This is a genomic window from Paraburkholderia kirstenboschensis (assembly GCF_032806925.1).
Lineage (GTDB): Bacteria > Pseudomonadota > Gammaproteobacteria > Burkholderiales > Burkholderiaceae > Paraburkholderia > Paraburkholderia kirstenboschensis.
In genome coordinates this window covers 1,916,528-1,931,477 of sequence record NZ_CP136513.1, presented here as the reverse complement: position 1 = coordinate 1,931,477, position 14,950 = coordinate 1,916,528, and the positions used below count along the sequence as shown (strand labels likewise).

General features: G+C 63.8%; 13 protein-coding genes. 10 read left to right on the top strand and 3 right to left on the bottom strand.

Annotated features, from left to right (window positions below; translation table 11 throughout):
- Positions 1 to 357 precede the first annotated feature (357 nt).
- A complete protein-coding gene (locus RW095_RS31250; RefSeq protein WP_317022542.1) occupies positions 358 to 1,389 on the bottom strand; it encodes a CDP-6-deoxy-delta-3,4-glucoseen reductase in 1,032 nt (343 codons plus the stop codon).
- 126 nt (positions 1,390 to 1,515) lie between these two features.
- Between RW095_RS31250 and RW095_RS31245 the strand changes: the two genes are divergently transcribed.
- Positions 1,516 to 2,604, top strand: a complete 1,089-nt coding sequence (locus RW095_RS31245) for an NAD-dependent epimerase/dehydratase family protein (protein ID WP_317022541.1) — start codon at positions 1,516 to 1,518, stop codon at positions 2,602 to 2,604.
- 130 nt (positions 2,605 to 2,734) lie between these two features.
- Here RW095_RS31245 and RW095_RS31240 read toward each other — a convergent pair whose 3' ends face one another.
- A complete protein-coding gene (locus RW095_RS31240) occupies positions 2,735 to 2,923 on the bottom strand; it encodes a hypothetical protein (protein ID WP_027776314.1) in 189 nt (62 codons plus the stop codon).
- Between the two features lie 164 nt (positions 2,924 to 3,087).
- Positions 3,088 to 3,798, bottom strand: coding sequence for a pseudouridine synthase (locus RW095_RS31235; RefSeq protein WP_317022540.1), 711 nt, complete (start codon positions 3,796 to 3,798; stop codon positions 3,088 to 3,090).
- 92 nt (positions 3,799 to 3,890) lie between these two features.
- On the opposite strand from RW095_RS31235, the gene RW095_RS31230 reads away from it, so the two are divergent.
- The 9 genes from RW095_RS31230 (at position 3,891) to RW095_RS31190 (ending at position 14,932) form a co-directional block, all read left to right on the top strand.
- A complete protein-coding gene (locus RW095_RS31230; protein ID WP_317022539.1) occupies positions 3,891 to 5,141 on the top strand; it encodes an MFS transporter in 1,251 nt (416 codons plus the stop codon).
- Positions 5,142 to 5,307: 166 nt separating this feature from the next.
- Positions 5,308 to 6,390: a MurR/RpiR family transcriptional regulator gene (locus RW095_RS31225; protein WP_317022538.1), complete on the top strand. Its 1,083-nt coding sequence runs from the start codon at positions 5,308 to 5,310 to the stop codon at positions 6,388 to 6,390.
- The gene (locus tag RW095_RS31220) at positions 6,387 to 7,382 is read left to right on the top strand and encodes an isoaspartyl peptidase/L-asparaginase family protein (RefSeq protein WP_317022537.1); all 996 of its coding nucleotides are present in this window, start codon (positions 6,387 to 6,389) and stop codon (positions 7,380 to 7,382) included. Before RW095_RS31225 ends, RW095_RS31220 begins: the two co-directional genes overlap by 4 nt.
- Before the next feature lie 58 nt (positions 7,383 to 7,440).
- On the top strand, positions 7,441 to 9,363 hold the full coding sequence (locus RW095_RS31215; RefSeq protein ID WP_317022536.1) for a dipeptide ABC transporter ATP-binding protein: 1,923 nt from the start codon (positions 7,441 to 7,443) through the stop codon (positions 9,361 to 9,363).
- 119 nt (positions 9,364 to 9,482) lie between these two features.
- Positions 9,483 to 11,045, top strand: a complete 1,563-nt coding sequence (gene gsiB, locus RW095_RS31210; RefSeq protein ID WP_317022535.1) for a glutathione ABC transporter substrate-binding protein GsiB — start codon at positions 9,483 to 9,485, stop codon at positions 11,043 to 11,045.
- 111 nt (positions 11,046 to 11,156) lie between these two features.
- On the top strand, positions 11,157 to 12,077 hold the full coding sequence (gsiC, locus tag RW095_RS31205; protein WP_317022534.1) for a glutathione ABC transporter permease GsiC: 921 nt from the start codon (positions 11,157 to 11,159) through the stop codon (positions 12,075 to 12,077).
- Between the two features lie 7 nt (positions 12,078 to 12,084).
- Positions 12,085 to 12,990, top strand: a complete 906-nt coding sequence (gsiD, locus tag RW095_RS31200; protein ID WP_317022533.1) for a glutathione ABC transporter permease GsiD — start codon at positions 12,085 to 12,087, stop codon at positions 12,988 to 12,990.
- Positions 12,987 to 14,099, top strand: coding sequence for a DmpA family aminopeptidase (locus tag RW095_RS31195; protein ID WP_317022532.1), 1,113 nt, complete (start codon positions 12,987 to 12,989; stop codon positions 14,097 to 14,099). The genes gsiD and RW095_RS31195 overlap by 4 nt, the downstream gene beginning before the upstream one ends.
- Positions 14,099 to 14,932: a M55 family metallopeptidase gene (locus RW095_RS31190; protein WP_317022531.1), complete on the top strand. Its 834-nt coding sequence runs from the start codon at positions 14,099 to 14,101 to the stop codon at positions 14,930 to 14,932. The genes RW095_RS31195 and RW095_RS31190 overlap by 1 nt, the downstream gene beginning before the upstream one ends.
- Positions 14,933 to 14,950: the final 18 nt, after the last annotated feature.

The following is a 14,950-nucleotide window of genomic DNA, read 5'->3' as shown; positions in this document are numbered from 1 at the left end:
TAAGGCGTTGGCGCACGTCAGCCGATGAGCTAACGGGCCGGAAAAACAAAAAAGCCACGGCATGCCGTGGCTTTCATGATTCGAACAGCTTGCGCTTTGTTGTAGCGCGAATCCGTGACGAAGCCGGCGGCGTCCCTAGGGAAGCGGCGAGCGGCGACGTCGGAGTTCGGACTGGATGCGGTTCATGCGCGAAAGAATACGACAAGAAAAGCGCTGGTGTAAACCTTGAATTTGCACGAATTCATGACGACGGGCACGCCTACCAGTTTTTGCGCGCCCGTCTTGATGCTGACACGTTGTTTGAGGTACGGCCCGCTCGTCGCAACGAGCGGGCCGGTTTTTGCAGCGGGTTTCGAGTCAAACCGCGTTCGCCAGGTCTGCCGCGCTCGTGAACGAGTCCGCGTAGAACTCGTCTTCGGGCAGGCTGTGATGCTGCGTGAAATCGCGCTGTGCCGATTCGACCATGACCGGCGCGCCGCACGCATATACCTGATACGCAGACAGGTCGGGCAGGTCTTCGATCACTGCGCGATGCACGAAGCCGACACGGCCGGTCCACGCATCGCTCGCGTCCGGCTCAGAGAGTACCGGCACGAACTTGAAGTTCGGAATCTCGCGCGTCCATTGTTCGGCCAGTTCCAGCAGATACAGATCTTTCTTGCGACGCGCGCCCCAGTACAGCGTCATTGGGCGGTTCAGGTTCTTGAACACCGCATGCTCGACGATCGCCTTCAGCGGCGCAAAGCCGGTGCCCGAAGCAAGCAGCACGATCGGCTTGTCCGACTCTTCACGCAGGAAGAACGTGCCGAGCGGCGCTTCGAAGCGCAGGATATCGCGCTCTTTCATCGCGTTGAACACGTGGTCGGTGAACGCGCCGCCAGGCATGTGGCGAATGTGCAGCTCGATGGGGCCTTCGGCGTGCGGCGCATTCGCCATCGAATAGCTGCGGCGCTTGCCGTCCTTCAGAATGAATTCCAGGTACTGACCGGCCAGATATTGCAGACGTTCATTAGCGGGCAATTGCAGCTTGAGCACGACGACGTCGTCGGCCTTGCGCTCGATCGCATTCACGCGGCACGGCAGTTTCTTCACCTGCACGTCGCCCACGCCCGCCACTTCGCGGATATCGATCTCGAGATCGGAGCACGCCGTCGCGCAGCAGAAGAGCGCCATGCCGCGCGTTTTTTCCTCGTTCGACAAAGCCGACGACGAATGCGCGCGCTGCTCAACCTGGCCGCTGACCACAGCGCCTTTGCACGAACCGCACGCGCCGTTCTTGCAGCCGTACGGCAGACCGATGCCTTGACGCAAGGCGGCGTTCAGCACCGGCTCGTCCTGTTCTACCTGAAACTGCCGGCCGCTTTGCCGGAGCGTGACGTTAAATGCCATAAAGTGTTCGAAGTCGAAAAGTCGGTAATCGTTAACGGAGAGACGGGGGCGGATAACCGGGATCGCCCGAACCAGCGGTATTGTCGCCCGGTGCACGCCGCGCTTGACGGCTACAATGCGTGCACCATGAAAGCGACCCGAAACTTCCGCCGTCCGCGCGTGCTGATCGTAGGTTGCGGCGATGTCGGCATGCGCTGCGTACCCCTGCTGCAGCACGCCCACGTCTTTGCACTGACAAGCCATGCGGAGCGCAGCGCCGAATTGCGTGCCGCGGGCGTTTCGCCGCTGGTCGGCGATCTCGACGAACGCCGCAGCCTGAAACGGCTCGCGGGACTCGCGCCCACGGTGCTGCATCTGGCGCCGCCGCAGAAAACCGGCGACGACGACCGCCGCACCCGCGCGTTGCTATCAGCCCTGGCGATGCGCCGCGCCCAAGCGTTGCCTGGCATACGTGGGACCCCCGCCACCATCGCACCGGTCGGGCGCTTGCGCCGCGCGCGCGCTTCATGGGCACAAGCACGGTCACTCGCGAGACTAGCCAATATTGTACCCGACGGCCTTCGCCGCGCCGCCGCTTCACGCGCGCCGCTGCGCTTCGTGTATGCGAGCACGACGGGCGTCTACGGCGATTGTGGCGGAGCGTGGATCGACGAGACGCGCGTCACCGAACCGGCCAATGCGCGTGCGAAACGCCGCGTGTCGGCCGAGCAGCAATTGCGACGCGCGACCGCTCGCGGGACGATTGTCGCGAGCATCGCGCGAATTCCGGGCATTTATGCAGCCAACCGCCTGCCGCTCGCGCGGCTTGAAAAACTCACACCGGCGCTCGTCGATGCCGACGACGTCTACACCAACCACATTCATGCGGACGACCTCGCCGCGATTCTCGTGCGCCTCGCCACTCACGGCAGGCCGGCGCGCGTGATTCACGCGTCCGACGACTCGTCGCTGAAAATGGGTGAGTACTTCGATCTCGTCGCCGATGCATTCGGTTTGGCTCGTGCGCCGCGCATCACGCGAGCGCAAGCTGAGGAGCAGATCGAGCCGACCTTGCTGTCGTTCATGCGCGAGTCGAGACGGCTCGTTAATCGCCGCTTGAAAGAAGAGCTAGGCGTGCGCCTGCGCTATCCGAGCGTCGAAGATTTCCTGCGCGAAGCGGCAGGCGCTGAGGAAGTGGCTAAGGACGCTGCTAAGGACGTTGCAAGCAGGCCATGAAGCCCCGCTAGCCGCATCAGATTGCCGCAGAAGCCCGGCGACGCAGCGGCAAAGAAGGTCCGCCGGACATCGGCCGGATAACTTCGTGAAGCGTCGCCGCGCAGCACCACACAGCAGCGCGCCTCGTCCCTCAGGTCAGCGCGGGCAGCGCTTCGAGCAGCAGGAAACACAACATTCCGCCGATCAACGCGCCGATCAGATTCGGATCGTATTTGTGCCGCAGCCGCATGGCGATCAGCAGTCCGCCGATCAGCAGCAACCCGACACACACGAACGCCGGCAACACGTACGAGAGCATGACTCCGTTATGGACGATCATGGCCGCTCCTTGAACTCTTTGTAGTCTTTGTTTAAACGAGTATAGGGCGTGGCCTGATGAAGAGCATGCTGCGGCGCAGCGTCGATCGCACGCGCGGTCGCGCGAATGTGCGGATGCGCACAGGGGTTTCCTAATTGTCAGACGGTTGCGTGCGTCCTACCGGTTTACCCGCTCCGTAAAGATCCGAGGTCGGTCTGGTCGAGCCATTGCCACGCGCCCGGCGCGAGGGTCGCGGGCAAAGCGAGTCCGCCAACGCGCTCGCGATGCAGCCCTTCGCAACGGTTGCCGGCCGCCGCGATCATCCGCTTGACCTGGTGATACTTGCCTTCCATCACCGTGAGCGCCAACGCGTGCTCGCCGCGAGCATCGGCCTCTACCGCCGCGACCGGCTTCGACTCGCCGTGCAGCAGCACGCCATTGCGCAGCGCGCTCAACTGCGCGTCGTCGATCGCATGACGGGTTGTGGCGACGTACACCTTCGGAACCTTGCGTTTCGGCGACGTGAACATGTGGACGAACTTGCCGTCGTCGGAGAGCAGCAGCAAGCCGGTGGTGTCCTGGTCGAGCCGCCCGACGCATTGCACGCCGCGCTCGGCGAACTGCGGCGGCAACAGACTGAATACGCTCAGATGATGCTGCGGATCGCGCGAGCACTCGTAGCCGGCCGGCTTGTTGAGCAGCAGATATGCGCGCTCGCGATATGGCCAAACCACGCCGTCGACGCTGAAGCAGAACGACGCATCGTCGGTGGGGAAATCGGCGTCGGCGTCGGTGCATACGGTGCCGCCGATGCTCACGCGAGCGTCGCCTATCAGCGCCCGGCATTGGCGGCGCGAGCCGAAGCCCTGGGTAAAGAGAATGCTTTCGAGATTCATGGCGAGCGAAGAATAACACCGCAAGAAGCGGGGCGTCCCGCGGTGTTATCGCGGCCACGATGGTGGCTCCTGTTTCGTTGCCGGAGCCATCGATGCACGCCACGTCGTCTTCATCCCGTGTCCGTTTACCGGCCGCTTTCCAGCGGCTCGCATGGTCTAACCTCGTCGCTCAATCCGCCGAGCAGATCAGCCTCGCCGCCGCGCCGCTCGTCGCAGTCTTCGCGCTCGGCGCCGACGCACGCGGCACTGGCCTCCTGCAGACAGCGCAGACGTTGCCTTTCCTGTTGCTGTCGATCCCGCTCGGCGTATGGGCCGACCGCCGCTCGCGCCGCACCTTGATGGCGTTCGCCGAAAGCGTGCGCGTCGTCGCAATGCTATGCGTGCTCATGCTTCTAATGACCCATGCGCTCAGCCTGCCGTTTCTCGCCGCACTCGGCTTCGTGGCCGCGACCGGCACGGTGGCCTACAACGTCGCGGCGCCTTCGCTCGTGCCGTCGATCGTCTCGCGCGAAGCGTACGCCAGCGCGAACGGCCGTCTCGAACTTGCACGCAGCGTTGCGTATTCAGCTGGGCCGGCGCTAGGCGGCCTGCTGGTCGGGTGGATCGGCGCGGGCTGGGCATACGGCTGCGCGGCCGCGTTGTCGGCGCTCGCGGTGGGCTTGCTCGCGGGACTGCGCGAACCGTCGCGCGCGGCCGCACCCGCGCGCCACTTCATGCTGGAGTTGCGCGAAGGCACGCGCTTCGTGTTGCGCGATTCACTACTGTTTCCCATGCTCGCGACGGCCGTATTTTTCAACCTCGGCTTCTTCGTGCTGCAAGCGGTGTATGTGCCGTACGCGGTGCATCGGCTGGGCTTGAGCGCCTCGGCGGTAGGCATCACGCTTGGCGCTTATGGCGTCGGCATGGTGTGCGGCGCGTTGGCCGCACCCGCCATCGCGCGACGCCTCGCGTTTGGGCGCGTGCTCCTGATCGGGCCGTCGTGCGGGCTGCTCGCGTCGCTCGTGATGGTGGGGACGCTCGTCGCGCCGTCCTTCTGGCTTGCGCTGCTGAGTTTCTTTCTGCTCGGCGCCGGACCGATCCTGTGGGTGGTCGGCTCGACCACGCTGCGTCAGGCGATCACGCCGCAGCGGATGATGGGCCGCGTCTCCGCGCTTAACAGCACGGCCACCTATGGCGCGCGGCCGGCGGGCGCACTGCTCGGCGCGGCGATCAGTGCGCGCTGGAACATGGACGCCTGCCTGGTCGCCGCCGCAGCGGCCTTTCTCGTGCAGGCGTTGATCATCGCAATGTCGCCTGCGGCGCGGCTCGCGCGCATTCCCGAGGAACGCGCCACGGCTTGCTGAAGATCAACTTCACTGCACGATGAGCGCTAGGGCAAACCCCAAAAAATGAAAATGAATTTTTTCTCGGACTATTTCCATGTAAATATACTTTCATCCAATTCGCTTACACCTCGACGCGATTGGTCTTCGGAGACAACTACCGCGCTTACTGCGCCGCTTCGCTCGCATGATTCATCAACCGTCCGTAGCATCCAATCCGGCCGAGCAGGCCATCGCCGCGCGCATCGAGGCGGCCATGCCTACGCTCACGCCCATTCATCGGCGCATGGGCGAGTATGTGCTGGCCAATCTGTTTCGCGCGGCCACCATGCGGATCGACGAACTGGCGAGCGTGGTCGGCGCTTCGGTGGCGACGGCGAATCGCTTTGCCCGCGCGCTCGGTTTCGACGGCTATCCGCAGTTCCGTGAGGCGCTCGTGCGCGGCTTCGAGGCGACGCTCGCGCCGGTCGAACGGCTGCGCAGCGCGCAGGAGTCGCTCGCTGCGGGCGACGACGTGGTCGACGCGTCGCTTGAACAGGCGGCCAACAATCTGCACTTGACCCGCACGGCGATCGACAGCGCCGCCGCCGAGGCCGCGGTCGAAGCGATCCTTGCCGCGCGGCGCGTGTTCGTGCTCGGCGCGGGCACGAGCGCGTTCCTGGCCGGGTTGATGGAGCACGGCCTGATGGCGTATCACGACAACGTTCAGTCGCTCGCGTTCATCGGCGGACCGTCGCATGCCGCGCGGCGCCTGTTCAATTGCGGCAAGGGTGACCTCGTGATCGGCATTGCCTTCCCGCGTTATGTCGACGACACCATCGAACTCGCGCGCCGTGCGGCAACTCGCGGCGCACGCGTGCTCGCGCTGACCGACGGACCGCGCTCGCCGCTCGCGCAATTCGCCGATCTCTCGCTGTACGTGCGCTCCGAACGCCGCCTCGCGGCGAACGCCGACGCCGCTGTTCTTGCTGTGATCGAAGCGCTATGCGACGCGGTCGCTTATCGAGCTAAGCGCTCGGTGAAGGCTGCCGCCGAAGTTACTGAGTTCGTATTGCCGTGGCTCACTGACCCGCTGTCCGCATCCGCGAGTGGGGCCGGTGAAGCCGCGCGCGAACCGGCGCGCAGCGCGCGTGCGTCAGTGCGCGCAAAGACGGGCGCCGCGCGGGGGGCCAAGCGCGATCCCGCGCTAAGGCCCACGGTTGAGACCACAGTAACAAGCGCAGTTGCAAACCCCCGCACCACCCAGGCAAAACCCAAACTCAAACGATGAACGACAACGCAGTCATTGCCATTCATGGCGGCGCGGGCACGATCCTGCGCGCGTCGCTGTCGGCCAGTGCCGAGGCTGAATACCACGCGGCTCTGCACGGGGTGCTGGCCGCCGGCCAACGCGTGCTTGCAGACGGCGGCAGCGCGCTCGACGCAGTCAGCGAGGCCGTGCGGCTGCTCGAAGACTGTCCGCTATTCAACGCGGGCCGGGGTGCGGTCTACACGGCAGCGGGCACGCATGAACTCGACGCGGCGATCATGGACGGCAGCACGCTCGAGGCCGGCGCGATCTGCTGCGTGAAGCGCGTGCGCAATCCGATTCTGGCGGCGCGCCGCGTGCTCGAGTGCAGCGAACACGTGCTCTTTACCGGCGAAGGCGCGGAAAGCTTCGCGGCCGCGCAGGGACTTGAACTCGTCGAACCGCAGTACTTCGATACCGAAGCGCGTCATCGTCAATGGCTGCTCGCGCGGGATCAACAACGCGCGATGCTCGATCACGACGGCGCGACGCTCGCCGCTTCGCCGTCGGCTACAGACAAAACCGATCCCACGCCGCACGAGCCGATCGATCCGAACCGCAAGTTCGGCACTGTCGGCGCGGTCGCATTCGATAGGCACGGTCACGTAGCGGCGGCGACGTCGACGGGCGGCGTCACCAACAAGCAGGTCGGGCGCGTGGGCGATACGCCGCTGATCGGCGCGGGCTGCTATGCGGACGACGCAACCTGCGCGGTCTCGACCACCGGCTCGGGCGAAATGTTCATGCGCATGGTCGCGGCTTACGACGTCGCCGCGCAAATGGCCTACCGCAACGTGTCGTTGCAGGAAGCCGCGCACGACGTCGTGATGAACCGCCTGCCAAAGATCGACGGCCGCGGCGGCCTGATCGCCGTCGACGCACGCGGTAACATCGCGCTGCCGTTCAATACCGAGGGCATGTACCGCGGTTTCGCGCGCCTTGGCGAAGCGCCGACGACGGCGATCTACCGTTAGTTCGTTACCCTGAACATTGTTGAACACCGCTAGCGCGTTCGAATTCAAAGGAACCATTGTGCCGACTTCATCGCACACCGCCAGCCCGATTATTGGAAGCCTGCCGCCGCAACGCGTGCTCGCAGTCGACAACCTGTCGGTCGCGTTTCGCAGCGGCGAGACCACCTTCAACGCGGTGCGCAATCTGTCGCTGACGGTCGAGCGCGGCGAGACGCTCGCGATAGTGGGCGAATCGGGTTCCGGTAAATCGGTGACATCGCTCGCGTTGATGCGGCTGATCGAGCATGGCGGTGGGCGCCTTGCCGGCGGCAGCATCGCATTCCGGCGCCGCGACGGCAGCGTGCTCGACCTCGCGAAAGCGTCGTCCGGCACGATGCGTTCGATTCGCGGCGCCGACATCGCGATGATTTTTCAGGAGCCGATGACCTCGCTCAATCCGGTCTTCACGGTCGGCGACCAGATCAGTGAGGCGATCTCGCTGCATCAGGGCAAGAGCCGCTCGGCGGCATTCGCGGAAACGCTGCGTCTGCTCGAACTCGTGCGCATTCCCGAGGCGCGGCGCGTGGCGGCGCGGTTTCCGCATCAACTGTCGGGCGGCATGCGCCAGCGCGTGATGATCGCGATGGCGCTGTCGTGCAAGCCCGCCTTGCTGATCGCCGACGAACCGACCACCGCGCTCGACGTGACCATTCAGGCGCAGATCCTGCAACTGATTCGCGGCTTGCAGGACGAGATGAACATGGGCGTGATCTTCATCACGCACGACATGGGCGTGGTCGCGGAAGTCGCGGACCGCGTGCTGGTGATGTATCGCGGCGAAAAGGTGGAAGAGGGTGCGTCAGATGCGCTCTTCGCGGCGCCGTCGCATCCTTATACGAAGGCGCTGCTCGCCGCAGTGCCGCGTTTGGGCGCAATGCAAGGCACCGATCAACCCGCGAAATTTCCGATCCTGACGGTCGAGCAGGCGGGCGCGAGCGGCGCCGATGAACCCGTGCGCCCGGCAGCCGCCGTCGCGAAGGAAGCCCAACCGCATGTCGACGAAAACACGCCGCCCATTCTGCGCGTGCACGATCTGGTCACGCGCTTTCCGGTCAGAACCGGGCTTTTTGGCCGCCTGACGGGTCGCGTGCATGCAGTCGAGAAAGTCAGTTTCGATCTTCGGCCAGGCGAAACGCTCGCGCTCGTCGGCGAGTCGGGCTGCGGCAAGTCGACCACGGGCCGCTCGCTGTTGCGGCTTGTGGAAAGCCGGAGCGGGTCGATCGAGTTCGACGGCAAGGAAATCAGTTCGCTGACAGGACCTGCTTTGCAGGCACTGCGCCGCGACATCCAGTTTATTTTTCAGGACCCGTTTGCGTCGCTCAATCCGCGCCTGACGGTCGGCTTCTCGATCATGGAGCCGCTCCTCGTGCATGGTGTCGCGCAAGGCACAGAGGCGCAGGCGCGCGTCGCGTGGCTGCTCGAAAAAGTGGGCTTGCCGCCCGAAGCCGCGCGCCGTTATCCGCATGAATTCTCCGGCGGCCAGCGGCAACGCATCGCAATTGCGCGCGCGCTCGCGTTGAATCCGAAAGTCGTGATTGCAGACGAATCCGTTTCCGCTCTCGACGTCTCCGTGCAGGCGCAGATCGTCAACCTGATGCTCGATCTGCAACGCGAACTCGGCGTCGCCTATCTGTTCATCTCGCACGACATGGCGGTGGTCGAGCGCGTCAGTCATCGCGTTGCCGTCATGTACCTGGGCCAGATCGTCGAGATCGGTCCGCGCCGCGCGGTGTTTGAAGCGCCGCAGCATCCGTACACGAGAAAGCTGATGGGCGCGGTGCCCGTTGCCGATCCCGCGCGGCGTCACGCGAAACGGATGCTCGCCGCCGATGAAATCCCGAGCCCGATCCGCTCCTTGAACGATGAACCGGCCGTCGCGCCGCTCGTCGCCGTGGGGCCGGGTCACTTCGTCGCACAACATCGCGTCGGCGGCGCGTATTGAACGGCGACGAGCGCAGTCATAGGCACAAAACCAGACCCAAAGACCCGATGCAACAACGCAAAGCAAATCGTCTCGCAGCAACTTAAAAACCATTCCATTTCGCAGCCTGGAGCCAACTCATGAACCTGCTGGTCCCGTCTTCCACGTTTCGTTTGCGCGCGCTGATCGGCGGCGGCGCGGTAATGTTCGCGATGCTCGCGGGCAATGCGGCGCACGCCGAAACCACCGCGGTGATGGCCGTCGCCTCCACCTTCACGACGCTCGATCCGTACGATGCCAACGACACGCTGTCGCAAGCCGTCGCGAAGTCGTTCTACCAAGGGCTTTTCGGCTTCGACAAGGACATGAAGCTCGTCAACGTGCTCGCCGATAGCTACGAAGCGAGCCCGGACGCGCGCGTCTACACCTTCAAGCTGCGTCACGGCGTGAAGTTCCAGGACGGTACCGACTTCAATGCCGCCGCAGTCAAAGCGAACTTCGACCGCGTGACCGATCCGGCGAACAAGCTGAAGCGCTACAACATGTTTAACCGCATCGAGAAGACGGAAGTGGTCGATCCGTACACGGTGAAGATCACGCTGAAGGCGCCGTTCTCGGCATTCGTCAACGTGCTTGCGCATCCGTCGGCGGTGATGATTTCGCCGGACGCGCTGAAGAAGTACGGCAAGGACATCGCGTTCCATCCGGTCGGCACCGGGCCGTTCGAACTCGTGAAGTGGGACCCGGCAGGGGACCTGACGGTGAAGAAGTTCGGCGGCTACTGGAAGAAGGGCTATCCGAAGATCGATGCGATCGACTGGAAGCCGGTGGTCGACAACAACACGCGCGCCGCGCTGATGCGCACGGGCGAAGCGGACTTCGCGTTTCAGGTGCCGTTCGAGCAGGCCGCGCAATTGCAGTCGAGCCCGAAGGTCGATCTGATCGCATCGCCGTCGATCATTCAGCGCTACATCAGCCTGAACGTGAATCAGAAGCCGTTCGACAATCCGAAGGTGCGTGAGGCGCTGAATTATGCGGTCAACAAGGAGGCGCTCACGAAAGTCGTGTTCGCCGGATATGCAACGCCGGCTGACGGCGTGGTGCCGCAAGGCGTCGACTATGCGGTAAAGCTCGGGCCCTGGCCGTACGATCCTGCGAAAGCTCGCGCGTTGCTGAAGGAAGCGGGTTATCCGAACGGTTTCGAAACCACGCTGTGGTCCGCGTATAACTACTCGACCGCGCAGAAGGTCATTCAGTTCGTGCAGCAGCAACTGGCGCAAGTCGGCATCAAGGCGCAGGTCGAGGCGCTCGAGGCCGGCCAGCGTGTGGCCAAGGTGGAAAGCGCGCAAGACGCGACTACCGCGCCGGTGCGCATGTACTACGCGGGCTGGTCGTCGTCGACGGGCGAAGCCGACTGGGCGATCACGCCGCTGCTCGCGTCGGTCTCGTTCCCGCCGAAGATGGTCAACACCGCTTACTACAAGAACGATACCGTCGACGGCGACCTGAAGCAGGCGCTCGAAACCACAGATCGCACGCAGAAGGCCGCGCTCTACTCGGACGCGCAAAAACGCATCTGGGCCGACGCGCCGTGGATTTTCCTCGTCAAGGAAAAGGTCGTGTATGCGCGCAGCAAGCGTCTGTCGGGCGCTTATGTCGCGCCGGACGGCTCGTTCAATTTCGACGAGATCGCGGTCAAGTGATGAGTTGACCGTGCGACGCTGCATGTTGCATCAGAACATGGAGCGTCGCGCGCTCGCATCGCTGCCGCACATGACACCCCGTTGCCCGCTTCATTGCCTGATTGAGCTTCAATGCTGACCTTCCTCGTCAAACGTCTCTTCGGCCTGCTGCCGACGCTCTTTATCGTCGCGGTGCTGGTCTTTCTGTTCGTGCATCTGTTGCCGGGCGATCCGGCGCGGCTCGCCGCCGGTCCCGATGCCGACGAAGCGACCGTCGCACTGGTGCGCGCGGACCTCGGACTCGACAGGCCGATACCGCAGCAGTTCGCGCACTTCTTCGTGAAGATCGCGCACGGCGATTTCGGAACCTCCACGCGTAGCAAGCGGCCCGTTAGCCAGGAGATCGGCGAGCGCTTCATGCCGACGCTGCTGCTCACGCTCGCGAGCATGGTGTGGGCGGTTGTGCTGGGCATGGGCATCGGCATCGTGTCGGCGGTCTGGCGTAATCGCTGGCCCGACCGGCTCGGCATGACGCTCGCGGTGTCGGGTATTTCGTTTCCCGCTTTCGCGCTCGGCATGTTGCTCATGGAGGTTTTCTCCGTGAAGCTCGGCTGGCTGCCGATTGTCGGCGACGGCTCGTGGCAGAGCTACATACTTCCTTCGCTCACGCTCGGCGCGGCCGTCGCTGCGGTGATGGCGCGCTTCACGCGCGCATCGTTCGTCGAGGTGATGAATGAGGATTTCGTGCGCACCGCGCGCGCGAAGGGCGTGCCCGAGCGGCTCGTGATCGTCAAACATTGTCTGCGTAACGCAATGATCCCCGTCGTCACGATGATGGGTCTGCAATTCGGCTTTCTGCTCGGCGGCTCGATCGTGGTCGAGGTCGTCTTCAACTGGCCAGGGCTCGGGCGCTTGCTGGTGGATGCGGTGTCCATGCGCGACTATCCGGTGATTCAGGCGGAGGTGCTGTTGTTCTCGCTCGAATTCATCATCATCAATCTGGTCGTCGACGTGCTGTACGCCGTGATCAATCCGACTATCCGTTTCAAGTGAGGCCTGCATGAGCACGACAGCCACCGGGCCGGATGCGGCCAAACCGCCCGGCACAGAGCGCGCGATCCGCACACCTTGGAGCGAATTCTGGCGCAAGTTTCGCAAGCAGCACGTGGCGCTCGCCGCAGGCATTTTCGTGCTGCTGCTGGTCGTGGTCGCGATTGCCGCTCCGCATATCGTGCCCTACGACCCTGAGAATTTCTTCGACTACGACGCGTTGAATGCAGGGCCATCAGCCGCGCACTGGTTCGGCGTCGATTCATTGGGCCGCGATATTTTCAGCCGCATTCTCGCGGGCTCGCGCATTTCACTCGAAGCCGGCTTTTTGTCGGTTGCGATCGGTGCGGTGATCGGCACTTTCTTCGGGCTGCTCGCAGGTTACTACGAAGGATGGTGGGATCGCATCACCATGCGCGTGGCCGACGTGCTGTTTGCTTTTCCCGGCATTCTGCTTGCAATCGGCGTGGTCGCGATTCTGGGAAACGGCATGATCAATGTGATCTGCGCGGTGGCGATCTTCAGCATTCCAGCCTTCGCGCGGCTCGTGCGTGGCAATACGCTGATGCTCAAGCAGCTCACGTATATCGAAGCGGCGCGCAGTATCGGTGCGTCGGATTGGACCATCATCGTGCGTCATATTTTGCCGGGCACGATCTCGTCGGTGGTCGTGTATTTCACGATGCGCATCGGCACGTCGATCATCACCGCCGCTAGTTTGTCGTTTCTCGGACTGGGCGCTCAACCGCCAACGCCCGAGTGGGGCGCAATGCTGAACGAAGCCCGCGCGGACATGGTCACTGCTCCGCATATTGCGCTGTTTCCGAGTCTCGCGATCTTCCTGACCGTGCTCGCATTCAACCTGCTCGGCGACGGTTTGCGCGATGCGCTCGACCCGAAGCTCGATCGCCCATGAGTTCGACACAGTTGCCGGAGTTGCACAACTTGCCGGATGTGCCGCATATCGGCGACTTGCGTTGTGGCCCGCTGGGCACGATTGCCGACGTGCATGGCGTGAGCGTCGGACACTGCACGCTCGATGAAGGCGCACTGCAAACCGGCGTGACCGTGATCCGTCCGCATGCGGGCGATCCGTTTCTCGACAAGGTGCCGGCGGCGGCGGCGGTGATCAATGGGTTCGGCAAGAGTGTGGGGCTCGTGCAGGTGGACGAACTGGGCACGCTCGAAACGCCGATTGCGTTGACCAATACCTTCAGCGTGCCTGCTGTGGCGCAGGCGCAGATCCGCGCGGGCATTAGCGCCAATCCGCGCATTGGCCGCGAGTGGTCGACCGTCAATCCGCTGGTGTTCGAATGCAACGATGGATATCTGAACGATATCCAGGCGTTAGCCATCAACGAGCAGCATTTCAACGAGGCATACGACGCGGCGAGTACGAGCGTCGCGAGCGGGTCGGTCGGAGCGGGGCGCGGCATGTCGTGCTTCGATCTGAAGGGCGGCATTGGCAACGCTTCGCGTGTCGCGCGGATCGGTGAACGTGAATACACGGTGGGCGCGCTGGTGCTCGCCAACTTCGGCCGTTTGCCGATGCTGATCGTCGACGGAACTCCGCTCGGACGCATTCTTGCCGAGCGTGCGGCAACAGCGAAGGCGGAATCGGCGGGCAAACCTGCGGACCTCGCGAAGCCGGAGCAAGGCTCGATCATCATGATCGTGGCAACCGATGCACCGCTCGACGCGCGTCAACTCAAGCGCCTTTCTTTGCGCGCGGCCGCGGGCCTTGCGCGCACGGGTTCTGTCTATGGTCACGGTAGCGGCGATATTGCGCTCGCCTTTTCAACGGCCTACACGGTGCCGCATATGGCCGAATTCATCGCGGTGGCGCCTCTGCTCGCCGATCAACACATGGACCCGCTCTTTCGCGCCTGCGCCGACAGCGTCGAACAGGCGATTCTTGATGCGTTGTGGAGCGCGGAGTCCGTGACCGGCCGCGATGGGCATAGGCGTCTATCACTGCGCGAGAGCGTTCCCGACCTCGCGCATTTACTGAAGAAAAAGTCCTGATGAAAGTCCTTATTTCCGCCGACATCGAAGGGATTGCCGGCGTGTTTCATCCCGAACAAACGCGCTCGGGCAACGGCGAATACGAAGCTGCGCGCCGCTGGATGACGCTCGAAGCGAACGCAGCCATTGAAGGCGCGTTCGCCGGCGGTGCGACTCAGGTGTGGGTCAACGATTCGCACGGCGGCTTTCGCAATCTGCTGCCCGACCTGCTAGACCCGCGAGCCCGGATCGTGCTCGGCAAACCGCGCACGCTCGGCATGATGGCCGGTCTGGAATACGGCGCCGCGCTCGTCTTCATGATTGGGTATCACGCAATGTCGCAAACGCGCGGCATCCTCGCGCATACCATCAACAGTTTCGCGTTTACACGCGTGTCGCTGAACGGCGTGGAAGTGGGCGAGGCGGGGCTCTACGGCACGCTGGCGGAAGAATATGGCGCACAGGTAGCGCTTTTATCCGGCGACGACGTTTTCGCCGAGGAAACCGCGCCGCGCTTTCCGGGCGCGCGCTTTGTCGTGACGAAGAGCGCGACCGGACACGCGAGCGGTGTCACGCAGTCGCCGGCAAGCGCTCGCGCGGCCATCGAAAGCGCTGCGCGCGAGGTGGTGCGGCAGCATCTCGCCAACGGTCAGCCGTCGCAAGCCACGCGCGGCGCCGCAAAGCCTGTCGAGTGCGAATTGCGCGTGCAGACGAGCGCACTCGCCGATCTGTTTTGCCAATGGCCGACAATCACGCGTGTCGATTCCGTCACGTTGCGCTTTGGCGCGGCATCGGCTGAACATGCGGTGCGCATGCTCAACTGTTTGTCCGCGATGTCGTTCATGCTGCGGTAGGTTTTGCGTTCGCGCTTG

Excerpts from the sequence above, each read along its gene's own strand:
- RW095_RS31225 (WP_317022538.1), top strand. The coding sequence starts at position 5,308 with ATGATTCATCAACCGTCCGTAGCATCCAATCCGGCCGAGCAGGCCATC.
- gsiB (WP_317022535.1), top strand. The coding sequence starts at position 9,483 with ATGAACCTGCTGGTCCCGTCTTCCACGTTTCGTTTGCGCGCGCTGATC.
- RW095_RS31240 (WP_027776314.1), bottom strand. The coding sequence starts at position 2,923 with ATGATCGTCCATAACGGAGTCATGCTCTCGTACGTGTTGCCGGCGTTC.
- RW095_RS31230 (WP_317022539.1), top strand. The coding sequence starts at position 3,891 with ATGCACGCCACGTCGTCTTCATCCCGTGTCCGTTTACCGGCCGCTTTC.
- RW095_RS31235 (WP_317022540.1), bottom strand. The coding sequence starts at position 3,798 with ATGAATCTCGAAAGCATTCTCTTTACCCAGGGCTTCGGCTCGCGCCGC.
- RW095_RS31190 (WP_317022531.1), top strand. The coding sequence starts at position 14,099 with ATGAAAGTCCTTATTTCCGCCGACATCGAAGGGATTGCCGGCGTGTTT.
- RW095_RS31245 (WP_317022541.1), top strand. The coding sequence starts at position 1,516 with ATGAAAGCGACCCGAAACTTCCGCCGTCCGCGCGTGCTGATCGTAGGT.
- RW095_RS31195 (WP_317022532.1), top strand. The coding sequence starts at position 12,987 with ATGAGTTCGACACAGTTGCCGGAGTTGCACAACTTGCCGGATGTGCCG.
- RW095_RS31220 (WP_317022537.1), top strand. The coding sequence starts at position 6,387 with ATGAACGACAACGCAGTCATTGCCATTCATGGCGGCGCGGGCACGATC.
- RW095_RS31250 (WP_317022542.1), bottom strand. The coding sequence starts at position 1,389 with ATGGCATTTAACGTCACGCTCCGGCAAAGCGGCCGGCAGTTTCAGGTA.
- gsiD (WP_317022533.1), top strand. The coding sequence starts at position 12,085 with ATGAGCACGACAGCCACCGGGCCGGATGCGGCCAAACCGCCCGGCACA.
- gsiC (WP_317022534.1), top strand. The coding sequence starts at position 11,157 with ATGCTGACCTTCCTCGTCAAACGTCTCTTCGGCCTGCTGCCGACGCTC.